The 12,885-nt window shown below is 70.5% G+C and carries 11 protein-coding genes; 6 read left to right on the forward strand and 5 right to left on the reverse strand.

Annotated features, from left to right (window positions below; all coding sequences use genetic code 11):
- The first annotated feature begins 79 nt into the window (after positions 1–79).
- Entirely contained in the window at positions 80–2,461 is a 2,382-nt protein-coding gene (locus tag WCD84_RS09160) for a penicillin acylase family protein (RefSeq protein WP_343281159.1), read from the forward strand.
- Between the two features lie 72 nt (positions 2,462–2,533).
- The gene (locus WCD84_RS09165) at positions 2,534–3,190 is read left to right on the forward strand and encodes a hypothetical protein (protein WP_343255259.1); all 657 of its coding nucleotides are present in this window, start codon (positions 2,534–2,536) and stop codon (positions 3,188–3,190) included.
- 57 nt (positions 3,191–3,247) lie between these two features.
- Here WCD84_RS09165 and dapE read toward each other — a convergent pair whose 3' ends face one another.
- The 5 genes from dapE to map are packed head-to-tail and all read right to left on the reverse strand — an operon-like array spanning position 3,248 to position 9,251.
- Complete coding sequence (dapE, locus tag WCD84_RS09170; protein WP_343281160.1) at positions 3,248–4,378, reverse strand: succinyl-diaminopimelate desuccinylase; 1,131 nt, start codon at positions 4,376–4,378, stop codon at positions 3,248–3,250.
- Positions 4,375–4,734 carry an arsenate reductase gene (locus WCD84_RS09175; protein WP_343255303.1) on the reverse strand — a complete coding sequence of 120 codons (360 nt, stop codon included), beginning with the start codon at positions 4,732–4,734 and terminating at the stop codon, positions 4,375–4,377. Before WCD84_RS09175 ends, dapE begins: the two co-directional genes overlap by 4 nt.
- 14 nt (positions 4,735–4,748) lie before the next feature.
- Entirely contained in the window at positions 4,749–5,816 is a 1,068-nt protein-coding gene (gene dapD / locus WCD84_RS09180) for a 2,3,4,5-tetrahydropyridine-2,6-dicarboxylate N-succinyltransferase (protein ID WP_343281161.1), read from the reverse strand.
- A complete protein-coding gene (glnD, locus tag WCD84_RS09185) occupies positions 5,813–8,440 on the reverse strand; it encodes a [protein-PII] uridylyltransferase (protein WP_343281186.1) in 2,628 nt (875 codons plus the stop codon). Before glnD ends, dapD begins: the two co-directional genes overlap by 4 nt.
- A 37-nt stretch (positions 8,441–8,477) precedes the next feature.
- Positions 8,478–9,251 carry a type I methionyl aminopeptidase gene (gene map, locus WCD84_RS09190; RefSeq protein ID WP_343281162.1) on the reverse strand — a complete coding sequence of 258 codons (774 nt, stop codon included), beginning with the start codon at positions 9,249–9,251 and terminating at the stop codon, positions 8,478–8,480.
- 314 nt (positions 9,252–9,565) lie between these two features.
- Here map and rpsB point away from each other — a divergent pair, with 314 nt between their 5' ends.
- The 4 genes from rpsB to frr all read left to right on the forward strand — a co-directional run bounded on the left by rpsB (position 9,566) and on the right by frr (position 12,876).
- Entirely contained in the window at positions 9,566–10,450 is an 885-nt protein-coding gene (gene rpsB, locus WCD84_RS09195; RefSeq protein ID WP_343281163.1) for a 30S ribosomal protein S2, read from the forward strand.
- Between the two features lie 85 nt (positions 10,451–10,535).
- Complete coding sequence (gene tsf / locus WCD84_RS09200; RefSeq protein ID WP_343281164.1) at positions 10,536–11,405, forward strand: translation elongation factor Ts; 870 nt, start codon at positions 10,536–10,538, stop codon at positions 11,403–11,405.
- Between the two features lie 140 nt (positions 11,406–11,545).
- The gene (pyrH, locus tag WCD84_RS09205; protein ID WP_343255265.1) at positions 11,546–12,268 is read left to right on the forward strand and encodes a UMP kinase; all 723 of its coding nucleotides are present in this window, start codon (positions 11,546–11,548) and stop codon (positions 12,266–12,268) included.
- 50 nt (positions 12,269–12,318) lie between these two features.
- Positions 12,319–12,876: a ribosome recycling factor gene (frr, locus tag WCD84_RS09210; RefSeq protein WP_343255266.1), complete on the forward strand. Its 558-nt coding sequence runs from the start codon at positions 12,319–12,321 to the stop codon at positions 12,874–12,876.
- Positions 12,877–12,885 lie beyond the last annotated feature (9 nt).

The following is a 12,885-nucleotide window of genomic DNA, read 5'->3' on the forward strand; positions in this document are numbered from 1 at the left end:
GCAGCGCCGCGGGCCTGCGGCGGCCACGGGCCGTGGCATCGACCGATCTACAATGCGGCAGGCTCCCGTGGGAAACGCCATGCTTCGCTGGTCATTGCGCATCATGCTGATGCTCGTGCTGCTGGCCGCGCTCGCCGCGCTGGCGGCCTGGTGGGCGCTGCGCGCCAGCCTGCCGACGCTCGACGGCAGCGTGGCGCTGCCGGGCCTGTCGGCACCGGTGACGATCAGCCGCGATGCCATCGGCGTCGCCACCATCGATGCCGCCAACGAAGCCGACGCCGTTCGTGCGCTCGGCTACCTGCATGCGCAGGAGCGCTACTTCGAGATGGACCTGATGCGGCGCACCGCCGCCGGCGAGCTGTCCGCGCTGTTCGGCGCCGTCGCGCTGGAGGCCGACCGCCGGCATCGCGTGCACAGGATGCGCGCGCGCGTGGACGCCGACCTCGACGCGATCGCCGGCAGCCATCGACCGCTGCTGGATGCCTACGCCGCCGGCGCCAACGCCGGCCTCGCCGACCTCGGCGCGCGGCCCTGGCCCTACCTGTTGTTGCGCGGGCAGCCCGAGCCCTGGACGCCCGCGGACACGGCGCTGGCGGGCTACGCGATGTACTTCGACCTGCAGGATGCCGCCAACCAGCGCGAACTGGCGCTCTGGACGCTGCGGCCACACCTGCCACCGGCGCTGTTCACGCTGCTCACCCACGCCGGCTCGAGCTGGGATGCGCCGCTCCTGGGCCCGGCCACCGGCGATGCCGTGCTGCTCACGCCCGATGCCGTCGACCTGCGCCGCTTGCCCCTGGCCGGTGACACAAGCCCGCTGGACTCCACGTCCGCGCCCGCGCCCGCGCGCGGCAGCAACAACTTCGCCGTGTCGGGACGCTTCACCGCCGATGGCCGGGCCATCGTCGCCGATGACATGCACCTGGGCCTGCGCGCGCCCGGCATCTGGTTCCGCGCGCGCATGCGCTGGCCGGACGCGCGCGCGCCCGACGGCCGGGTCGACGTCTCCGGCTTCACCCTGCCCGGCCTGCCAGCGGTGGTGGTGGGCAGCAACGGCCGCGTCGCCTGGGGCTTCACCAACAGCTACGCCGATACCCTGGACTGGGCGCGGGTGACGCCCTGCGGCGAGAGCGACGACGGCGCCGACAGCGGCGGCGACTGCACGCCCGTCGAGCACTTCGTGGAACGCATCGATGTCGCCGATGGCGACGCGGTCGACCTCGGGATCGACGAAGCGCCCTGGGGGCCGCTGCTGCACCGTCTGGATGGTGGCGACGCCCTGGCGCTGCGCTGGGTGGCGCACCAGCCGGGCGCGCTCAACCTCGGGCTGATGTCGATGGCCTGGGCGGGTGACCTCGACCGCGCGCTGCTGCTGGCACGCGATATCGCGCTGCCGGCGCAGAACCTGGTGATCGGCGACCATCGCGGCCGGATCGCCTGGAGGCTGCTCGGGCCGCTGCCCCAGCGCGACGCGGCCTGCCCGGCCACCGACCTGGTGGCGGATGGCGATGCATGCGCACCGTGGAGCATCAGCGGCAGGAGCGCGCCGCACGTCGCCACGCCCACCGTCGACCGCGTCTGGACGGCGAACAACCGGGTGGTGGGCGCACCCTGGATCACGGCCGTCGGCGACGGCGGCCATGTGAACGGCGCGCGCGCCAAACAGATCCGCGACGCCCTGTTCGCCAGCGAACGCTTCGACGAGCGCGCCCTGCTCGCGATCCAGCTCGATGACCGCGCGCTGTTCCTGCAGCGCTGGCGCGACCTGCTGCAGTCGAGCGCCGGCAGCGCGGGCGCGCACGCGCCGGCACTGCGGGCACTCGCCGACGCCGCCGGCGACTGGCAGGGTCGTGCCAGCCCGGATTCCACGGGCTACCGACTGGTCCGCGCCTGGCGCAACGAGGTCCACGACCGGATCGCCGACGGCCTGGTGGCGCCGGCGCGCGCGGCCCTGGGCGAGGATTTCGCGATGCCCGCGCTGCCGCAGCTGGAAGGCGTCGCATGGCCGCTGGCGTCGACGCAGCCGGCGCACCTGTTGCCCCGCCGCTACGACAGCTGGCAGGCGCTGTTCGAGGATGCCGCGCACGATGTCCGCAGCCAACTCGAAGCCGCGGGGCCGCTTGCCGAGCGCACCTGGGGCGAGCGCAACACCGCCGCGATCTGCCACCCGCTGGCCGGTGCCATCCCGGTGCTGGGCAGGCGCATGCTCTGCATGCCTCCCGACCAGCTTGGCGGCGACACCGACATGCCGCTGGTGCAGGCCCCTGCGTTCGGTGCGTCGCAGCGCATGGTGGTGTCGCCGGGGCGCGAGGCCGACGGCATCGTGCACATGCCCGGCGGCCAGAGTGGCCATCCACTGTCGCCGTTCTGGGGCGCCGGCCATGACGACTGGGTGCAGGGCCGGCCCTCGCCATTCCTTCCGGGGCCCGCCGCCCACGCGCTGGTGCTGGAGCCGCGCTGACGCGGCTGCATCACCGCAGGTTCATCGCAAACGGCCACAATCCGCCAAGGTCCCCATCCAGGAGCAGCATCCATGGCCACGCACAATGGACTCCGCATCCTCGCGCTCGCCCTCGGCCTCGGCTTGGCCGCGAGCGCGTCCGCCCAGACCATCGGCTACAACACCCGGACCGGCGATGTCTGGGTGGATTCGCGCCTGGGCGAGATCAACGACTACGGCCGCCACCACCGCGATCCCTTCCTCGACGAGATGACCGGGTACTACGGCGCGCCGCGCCCGCTGCTGGTCGACCTGCTCGACGGCCGCGGCTGGGCGCCTGGCGACGTCTACTACGCATGCGCCATCGCGCACGCCCTGGGCGTGCCCTGCAGCAACGTGGTCCGCGAATACGAGCGCAACCCCGGCCAGGGCTGGGGCGCCGTCGCCAAGCGCATGGGCATCAAGCCCGGCTCGGCGGCCTTCCACGCGCTCAAGCGCGGACAGGTCGACACCTATGGCCGGTGGGGGCAATCGATCGTGGTTGACCGCCCGGTCCGCGTCGACTGGTCGCGCTCCGGGCCGGGCCAGGCCCGCGACGGAAAAGGCGCGCGCGGCAATGGCCAGCGCAACGAGCACGGCCGCGGCAATTCCGGCCACGGAGCCAAGCCCGCCAAGGGCAACAGCGGCAACAACGGGAATAAAGGCAAGGGCAAGGACAACGGCCGGGGCAAGGGCAACGGCCAGCGCTAGTCCCGTCCACCGTCCTACGGCGCCGGCCACCGCAGCTGCGGCAGGCCGGCGCGCCGGTCAGCGCGGGATGAGCCGCTCGATCAGCGCCAGGTAGAGCCCGGGCAGCGCCTCCAGGTCGGCGACGGAGACATTCTCGTCGACCTTGTGGATGCTGGCGTTCACCGGCCCGACCTCGATGCACTGCGCGCCCAGCGGCGCGATGAAGCGCGCATCCGAGGTGCCGCCGCCGGTGCTCTCTTCAGGCGGCGCGCCGGCCACGCCGGCAAGCACCTCGCGGGCGGCGGCGCGCAGCGGTCCTTCCGGGGTGAAGAAGGGCTCGCCGCTGCGGTGCCAGCGGATGGCGAAGTCCAGGCCGTGGCGCGCGAGCATCGACTCGATCTCCGACTCCAGTCGTGGCGCGTCCCAGTTCGGGTTGTAGCGGAGGTTGAAGTCCACGCGCAGGCTGCCGGGGATGACGTTGGTCGCTCCCGTGCCCGCGGCGATGTTGCTGACCTGCAGGCTGGTCGGCGGGAAGGTCTCGTAGCCATCGTCCCAGCGTCGGGCCACCAGCTCGGCCAGCGCCGGCAGGGCGTCGTGCACGGGATTTCGCGCCTTGTCCGGATAGGCGACGTGCCCTTGCACGCCGTGCACGGTGAGCGCGGCCGACAGCGAGCCACGGCGGCCGACGCGCAGCAGGTCGCCCAGGCGATGCGTCGATGAAGGCTCCCCGGTGATGCACCAGTCGATGCGCTGGCCGCGCCTCCGGAACCCGTCGGCAACGCGGCGCACGCCGTCGATGGCATCGCCCTCCTCGTCCGAAGTCAGCAGCAGGGCAACCGTGCCCGCGTGGTCCGGGTTCGCGGCCACGTACTGCTCCAGCGCCACCACGAACGCGGCCACGCTGCCCTTCATGTCGGCGGCACCGCGCCCGTAGAGCACGCCGTCGCGGACTTCGGGAACGAAGGGATCGCTGGCCCAGGCCTCGCGCGGCCCTGGCTGCACCACGTCGGTGTGGCCGAGCAGCACCAGCACCGGATCGCCGCTGCCGTGGCTGGCCCAGAGGTTGTCGACCTCGCCATGGCCAAGCGACTCGCAGGCGAAGCCGGCACGCTCCAGGCGGCCGGCGATCAATCGCTGGCAGCCGGCGTCATCGGGCGTCACCGAAGGCCGCGCCATCAGTTCGCGGGCCAGCGCCAGCACCTCGCTCATTCGCCGGTACCGAAACGCTTCTTGAAGCCGTTGTCGCTGAAGCCCTGGCTCGTGACGCCATCATCGGTGACCACCACCGGCCGACGGACCAGCTGCGGATACTCGCGCAGCAGCAGCTTCCATTCGGCGTCCGACCCGGCCGCCTTGCGGTTGTCCGGCAGCTGGCGCCAGGTGGTGGACGACTTGTTGACCATGGCCTCGAAGCCACCGAGCTTGCCGGCCCATTCGACCAGGGTGTCGGGCCCGGGCCTGTCGTCGCGGTAGTCGACGAACCCATGCGCGATGCCGAAGCGGTCCAGCCACTTCCGCGCCTTCCGGCAGGTGTCGCAATTGTTCAGTCCATACAGGGTCGTCATCATCGTTCCCCGCTTCAGAGCGCGTGGCCGCGCAGCAGCTCGTTGACCGAGGTCTTGGAGCGGGTCTTCGCGTCCACCTGCTTCACGATCACCGCGCAGTACAGCGAGTGCGTGCCGTCGGAGGCCGGCAGCGAACCCGCCACCACCACGCTGCCCGGCGGCACCACGCCGTAGCTGGTCTCGCCGGTCATGCGGTTGTAGATGCGCGTGGACTGTCCCAGGAACACGCCCATCCCGATCACGCTGTGGTGGCCGACGATCACGCCCTCCACCACTTCCGAGCGCGCGCCGATGAAGCAATGGTCCTCGATGATCGTCGGCGAGGCCTGCAGCGGCTCGAGCACGCCGCCGATGCCGGCGCCGCCGGAAATGTGGCAGTGGCTGCCCACCTGGGCGCAGGAGCCGACCGTGGCCCAGGTGTCGACCATGGTGCCTTCGCCGATCCAGGCGCCGATGTTCACGAACGACGGCATCAGCACCACGTCACGGCCGACGTGGGCACCGCGGCGAGCGATCGCACCGGGCAGGACGCGGGCGCCAAGCTTGCGGAAGGCAGCCTCGTCGAAGTCGGCGAAGCGCATCGGGATCTTGTCCCAGTAGGGCGCCGGATACTGCTCGCCCGCCTCCATTTCCTGCACGCGGAAATACAGCAGGACCGCCTTCTTCAACCACTCGTTGACCGTCCAGCCGCCGGCGCCGTCGGGCTCGGCCACGCGCAGGCGACCCTCCTCAAGGCCTTCGATGGCGCGTTCGACCAGCGGCCGCGTGGAGCCTTCGATCTCCTCCGGGGTCAGGGTCGAGCGCCGGTGCCAGGCGCTGTCGATCATGAAAGCGAGCTCCTGGTCGGGGCCGTTGTGCGGCGCGGCCGGAACCCCGGCCGCGGCAAGCTTGCCTGCCGCCAGCTTCCGCGCCGATGCCGTCTTCGCGACGACGACGCCGGCAGCAGCCTTCTTCACCGCGGCCTTCTTCACGGCAACCTTCTTTGCTGCAACCTTCTTTGCTGCAACCTTCTTTGCTGCAGTCTTCGACACCGCCTTCCTCTCCACCGGCTTCTTCACGGCGGGCTTCTTCCTGGTGCTCATCTACCTGCTTCTCCGTCGATCCTTGCCAGCAAGGCGCTGCGCAGTCGCGCGCACGCCGCCTCGTCCAGCGGTTGCTTGTCTTCGCCGGTCACCCGGAACACGTCTTCGGCGCGCGCACCGAAGGTTGCGATGCGCGCGTCATGCACGCGCAGGTCCTGGCTGCGCAGGACGTGCGCAACGTCGGCCAGCAGCCCCGGGCGGTCGGTGCACACCAGGCTCAGCACGGTGGCGGAGCCGTCGGCGCTGGGCGCGAATTCGACCTGCGGCACGATGCGGAAATGGCGCAGGTGCCGCGGCAGCGTGCGCTGCGCCGGACGCACCCGGTCGAGCGGTCCCGCCAGCACCGCGGCCAGCTTGCGCGCGACCATCCGCGGCTCGCAGTCGGCGCGCGCGTCTTCCGGCAGCACCTGGAAACTGTCGAATACCCCGCCGCCCGGCCCGTCGATCGCCCGCGCCTGCTGGATCGCCAGGCCCAGCCGGTCGAGCGTGACCACGATCGCCGCGAACAGGCCGTCGCGGTCCGCGTCCTGCACGAAAACCTCCATCGCCGGGCTGCCGGCGGCCACCCGCCTTGCCTTCACCACCGGCCGTCCAGCGACCTCGCCTGCCGCCGCCGACTCGTGCAGGGCCAGCGCCTGCCACGCGATCTGCTCGGCCCGCGCGCGCAGGAAGCTGTTGGCCGGGAAGCGCCCGAGCAGCGCGTCCGCATCCGCCGGGTCGATGCCCTTGTCGGCGAGCAGCGACGCCGCCGCGGCGCGGGTCCCCGCGATGCGCTCGGCGGCCGCGACCGGATGCTCCAGGCCCCGGCGCAGGGCCAGGCGGGTGGCGTTGCGCAGGTCGGCCAGCAGCCGGTCCTTCCACGCGTTCCACAGCTTGGGCGAGGTGCCGGCGATGTCGGCGCAGGTCAGCAGGTACAGGTAGTCGAGGCGCTCGCGATCGGCGACCTCGCCGGCGAAGCGATGGATCACCGCCGGATCGGCGATGTCCTGCTTCTGCGCGGTCACCGACATCAGCAGGTGGCGCAGCACCAGCCACTCCACCAGCGCGGTGTCGGGTTCGTCCAGGCCGTGCGCCTCGCAGAAGGCGCGCGCATCCACCGCACCCAGTTCGGAATGGTCGCCGCCGCGGCCCTTGGCGATGTCGTGGAACAGGCCCGCCAGCAGCAGCAGTTCGGGCTTGTGCAGGGTCGGATACACCGCGTGCGCCTGCGAAAAGCGCTGGTCGGGCACGCCGGTCGCGAACGCGGCCAGGTTGCGCAGCACCGCCAGCGTGTGCTGGTCGACGGTATAGACGTGGAACAGGTCGAACTGCATCCGCCCCGACACCTGGGCGAAGGCCGGGATCCAGCGCCCGAGCACCCCGAGGCGGGCCATGCGCTCGAGCGTGCGCACCGGCGACGGTCCGCGCAGCAGGCCCATGAACGCCTCGCGCTGCGCCAGCGCGGCGGCGGTATGCGCGGGCAGTCCGTCCAGCGCTTCGGCGAGCGCGCGTGCGGTGTGCGTATGCAGGCCGCGGAGTTCGCCCAGCCGCGCCCAGGCCGCGAACAGCGCGAACACTTCACCCACGTCGCCATGCGGCCAGTCGTGGTCGCGCGCGGCAAGATAGCCCCGGCGCAGCTCGAAGTCCGCGTCGACCGGCTCCGGCACCGCGGTGCCGTCGAAGTGCTCCTCGAAGCGCTGCTGCAGCCGGTCGCCGATCCGGCGCACCACCGCGGCGCTGCGGTAGAAGCCCTGCATCATCTGCTCGACGCCCAGGTTGCGGGCGTCGTCGGCGAAGCCCAGGCGCGCGGCCAGCGGCTTCTGGTGGTCGAACCTGAGGCGGTCCTCGCCGCGGCCGGCGACCAGGTGCAGGCCGTAGCGCAGCCGGGCCAGCGCACGATGCTCGCGGTCGAGCGCGGCGGCCTCGTCGGCGCCGACGTGGCCCAGCGCGACCAGCGGCTCGAGCTCGTGGGTGCCGAAGGCGCGGCGCGCCATCCAGCCCAGGGTCTGCAGGTCGCGCAGGCCGCCGGGGCCTTCCTTCAGGTTCGGCTCGAGGTTGTCCGAGGTGTCACCGAAGCGCGCGTGCCGGCGATCCTTTTCTTCCGACTTGGCGACGAAGAAGTCGCGCGCCGGCCAGGCCCGGTCGGGCGCGATGGCCCTCGACAGCGCCAGGCGCGCGTCGTCGCCGGCCACCACAGGCCGCGCTTCGAGCAGCGCGGTCATCACGGAAATATCGACCGCCGCAGCGGTGCACTGCTCGGGCGTGCGTACCGAATGGCTCGCCGGCAGGCCGCAGTCCCAGAGCAGCGCGAAGAAGCGCGACAGCGCGGTGCCGCCGGCCGCGTCGGCTTCAGGCTCCACGTCCACCAGCACCAGCAGGTCGATGTCGGAATGCGGGAACAGCTCGCCGCGGCCGTAGCCGCCGACCGCGAACAGCGCCATGCCCGGTGCGTGCGTGGCGTCCAGCGGAGCCGGCTCGCAGCGCCGCCAGGCCGCGGCGACGATCAGGTCGACCGCGCGCGCGCGCTCGGCGGCCAGGTGCACGGCGTCGGCACCACGATCGAACCGCCCTGCCAGGGCTTCGTCGATCACAAGCAGCGCGTCGCGGCGCTCCTGCGCCCAGCCCGCGTCACCGGCAACGCCCATGCGCCCGGGGGCGTCAGCTGGCGCAGCCGTGTCCACGTCAGAAGTCGTTGTCGTCGCCGGGCAGGCGCGTGAGGACGTCGACGCCGTCGGCGGTCACCGCGACCATGTGCTCCCACTGCGCCGAGAGCTTGCGGTCCTTGGTGACCACGGTCCAGCCGTCGGGCAGCAGGCGGGTGTGGCGCGCGCCCTCGTTGATCATCGGCTCGATGGTGAAGGTCATGCCCTCCTCCAGCACCAGGCCCTCGCCCGGGCGGCCGTAGTGCAGCACCTGCGGTTCCTCGTGGTAGACCTTGCCGATGCCATGGCCGCAGTACTCGCGCACCACGCTGAAGCGTTCGGCCTCGGCGTAGGTCTGGATCGCATGCCCGACATCGCCGAGCGTGGCGCCCGGCCGCACCGCGCGGATGCCGCGGAACATGGCTTCGCGGGTCACCTCCACCAGGCGCCTGGCCATCACCGACGGCGTGCCGGCGAAGTACATGCGGCTGGTGTCGCCGTGCCAGCCGTCCTTGATGACGGTGACGTCGATGTTGACGATGTCGCCGTCCTTCAACACCTTGGCCTCGTTCGGGATGCCGTGGCAGATGACGTTGTTGACCGAAATGCAGGTGGCCTTGGGATAGCCGCGGTAGCCGACGTTGGCCGGCGTGCCCTGCTGCACATTGACGATGTGCTCGTGGCAGATGCGGTCGAGCTCCTCGGTGCTGACGCCGGGCTTCACGTGCGGGGCGATCATCTGCAGGACCTCGGCGGCCAGGTGGCCGGCGATGCGCATCTTCTCGATCTGGTCTGGGGTCTTGGGAGTAATCATGGCCGCGATTATCGCCGATCCCGCGCGCCGCCGCCTGAAACTTGCCCCGGGAGGGGTCGCAGGCTAGTATCAGCGGGTTCCCAGGCCGGGCTCCGGCCGGGAATCGCCCACGACGGGCGACACCGTCGAATACACACCTGCCGCAACAGCCCGTCCCGGGGTGTCCAGCGCAGCAGGGCCGCAAGGCCCCGCGACGCCGGATTCGGAGACGGACGCAGCAGGGAGGCCCAACCCCGGAACCCATCGCCTGCCATCGTGCAGGCAAGCCGCCCCTACCCTTCCGGCGGCCGGGTTCCCCATCAGGAATGACCACAATGTCCCAGATCACCATGCGCCAGATGCTGGAAGCCGGCGTCCACTTCGGCCACCAGACGCGCTACTGGAATCCCAAGATGGCGCCGTACATCTTCGGTGCCCGCGGCAAGATCCACATCATCAACCTTGAAAAGACCGTCCCGCTATTCTCGGACGCGATGAACTTCATCTCGGGCATCGCGCAGAAGCGCGGCATCATCCTGTTCCTCGGCACCAAGCGCAGCGCGCGCGAGCCGATGAAGGAAGAGGCCGAGCGCTGCGGCATGCCGTACATGACCCAGCGCTGGCTTGGCGGCACGCTGACCAACTTCCGCACCGTGAAGGGCTCGGTCTCGCGCCTGAAGACGCTGGAAGCCGGCGAGACCGACGGCAGCTTTGAAAAGCTGGTCAAGCACGAAGTCCTGGGCCTGCGCCGCGAGCGCGACAAGCTCGAGGCCTCGCTGGGCGGCATCAAGGAAATGAACCGCCTGCCCGACGCGCTGTTCGTGATCGACATCGGCCATGAAGACATCGCCATCAAGGAAGCCAAGAAGCTCGGCATCCCGGTGATCGCGGTCGTCGACACCAACTACGACCCCAACCTGGTCGACTACGCCATCCCCGGCAACGACGACGCCATCCGCGCCGTTCAGCTGTACGCCCGCGCCGCGGCCGACGCCGTGCTCGAGGGCAAGGCCGCCGCGCCGAGCGCCGCGACCGTGCGCGAGGAAGAGTTCAGCGAAGGCGGCGAAGGCGAGAAGCCGCGCCGCGCCCCGGCCCGCAAGAAGCCCGAGGCCGCGGAGGCAAAGTCCGCAGCCGCCAAGCCCGAGGCCGCCGAAGCGAAGCCCGAGGCCGTAGAGGCCAAGACCGAGGCTGCCGAGGCCAAGCCCGAAGCCGCCGAGTAACGCGCCAGGCATCACGCGCCTGACACGCGGCCGCGCCACCATGCGCGGCCGCGCACTTTGAAAACCCACAGATTCGAGGTCCCCAATGGAAATCACCGCTTCCCTGGTCAAGGAACTGCGCGAGCGCACCGGCGCCGGCATGATGGAGTGCAAGAAGGCGCTCACCGAGGCCGGCGGCAACATCGACGCCGCCGCCGAGGCGCTGCGCAAGTCGGGCCTGGCCAAGGCCGACAAGAAGGCCGACCGCGTCGCCGCGGAAGGTCGCGTCGCCCTCGCCCAGCAGGGCAATCGCGCCGCGCTGGTCGAGGTCAATTCCGAAACCGACTTCGTCGCCAAGGACGAGAACTTCCTCGCGTTCTGCGAGGCCGTGGCCACCGCCGCGTTGGGCGTCGACAGCGTCGAGGCCCTGAAGGCCGCGACCCTTGACGGCCAGACCGTCGAGGAAACCCGCGCCGCGCTGATCTCCAAGGTCGGCGAGAACGTGCAGGTGCGCCGCATGGTCTCGATCGAGAGCGCCGACACCGTCGCCGGTTACGTCCACGGCGGCCGCATCGGCGTGCTGATCGAGCTGAAGGGCGGCGATGCCGAGCTTGCCCGCGGCCTGGCCATGCACGTGGCGGCGATGAACCCGCCGCACAACAAGGCCGCCGACGTCCCGGCCGACTTCCTCGCCAAGGAAAAGGAAATCGAGCTGGCGAAGATGAGCGACAAGGACCGCGCCAAGCCGGCCGAGATCCTCGAGAAGATCATCAGCGGCAAGATCGCCAAGATCGTCAACGAGGTCACGCTGTACGGCCAGCCCTATGTGCTCGACACCGACAAGAGCGTCGAGCAGGTGCTCAAGGCCGCCGGTGCCGACGTCATCCGCTTCGAGCGCCTGGCCGTTGGCGAAGGCATCGAGAAGGTGGTCGAGGACTACGCCGCCGAAGTGATGAAGCAGGCCGGTCTGGCCTGATTCAAGGGTGCGGCGAAAGCCGCCACCCATCGGGCAGTGGGGGCAACCCTGCGACAAAACACACGAAGGGCCGCGGAGCAATCCGCGGCCCTTCGCCTTTTTTCCGCTAGAATTCCAGCGATTACCGCCGGAGACCCACCATGTCGCAACTCGCCTATCGCCGCATCCTCCTCAAGCTGTCCGGCGAGGCGCTGATGGGCGACGAGGACTACGGCATCGACCCCAAGATCATGCACCGCCTCGCCGCCGAGATCATCGAGGCGCAGCAGGCGGGAGCCGAGATCGCGCTGGTGGTCGGCGGTGGCAACATCTTCCGCGGTGCGGGCCTGGCCGCAGGCGGCATGGACCGGGTCACCGGCGACCAGATGGGCATGCTGGCCACGGTCATCAACGCGCTGGCGCTGCAGGACGCGCTGGAGAAGCTCGGCGCCAAGGTCCGGGTGATGAGCGCGATCAAGATCAACGACGTCTGCGAGGACTACATCCGTCGCCGCGCGATCCGTCATCTTGAAAAAGGCCGGCTCACGATCTTCGCCGCCGGCACCGGCAATCCCTTCTTCACCACCGACTCGGGCGCCGCGCTGCGCGCGATCGAAATCGGCGCCGACCTGCTGCTCAAGGCGACCAAGGTCGACGGCGTGTATGACTCCGATCCGAAGAAGAATCCCGATGCCGTGCGCTTCGACCGCCTGACGTACGACGAGGTCATCCGCCGCGACCTGCAGGTCATGGATACCGCGGCATTCGCGCTGTGCCGCGACAGCGACCTGCCGCTGCGGATCTTCGACATGGAACAGCCCGGCCAGCTGCTGCGCATCCTCAAGGGCGAGCCGATCGGCACCCTGGTCCAAGGCCGCGGCTGAGCCCTGCTTCACCTATAATCCGTCGATTGCGAACCAGGAGCGGGCAGCCGATGCTCAACGAGATCAAGAAGGAAACGCAGACGCGCATGGCGAAGAGTGTCGAGTCGCTGCGCCACGACCTGACCAAGGTCCGTACCGGCCGCGCGTCCACGGCGCTGGTCGACCACCTCAGGGTCAACTACTACGGCTCGGACATGCCGCTCACGCAGGTCGCCTCGGTAGGGGTCAGCGATGCGCGCACGCTCACCATCACGCCCTGGGAAAAGCCCATGATCGCGGCGGTCGAGAAGGCGATCCTCGCCTCCGACCTCGGCCTGACGCCGAACACCGCCGGCACCACCATCCGCATCAACCTGCCCGCGCTCACCGAAGAGCGCCGCCGCGAGCTGAGCAAGCTGGTCCACGCCGAGGGTGAGTCCACCAAGGTGGCGATCCGCAACATCCGCCGCGACTCCAACCAGCAGGTCAAGGAGCTGCTGAAGGAAAAGGCGATCAGCGAGGACGACGAGCGCCGCGTCGAGGGCGAGATCCAGAAGATCACCGACGAGGCCATCAAGGACGTCGATGAGGTGGTCAAGGCCAAGGAGCAGGAGCTGATGGCGGTCTGACGGCGTCGC

This window comes from Luteimonas changyuni (genome assembly GCF_039548395.1).
GTDB lineage: Bacteria > Pseudomonadota > Gammaproteobacteria > Xanthomonadales > Xanthomonadaceae > Luteimonas.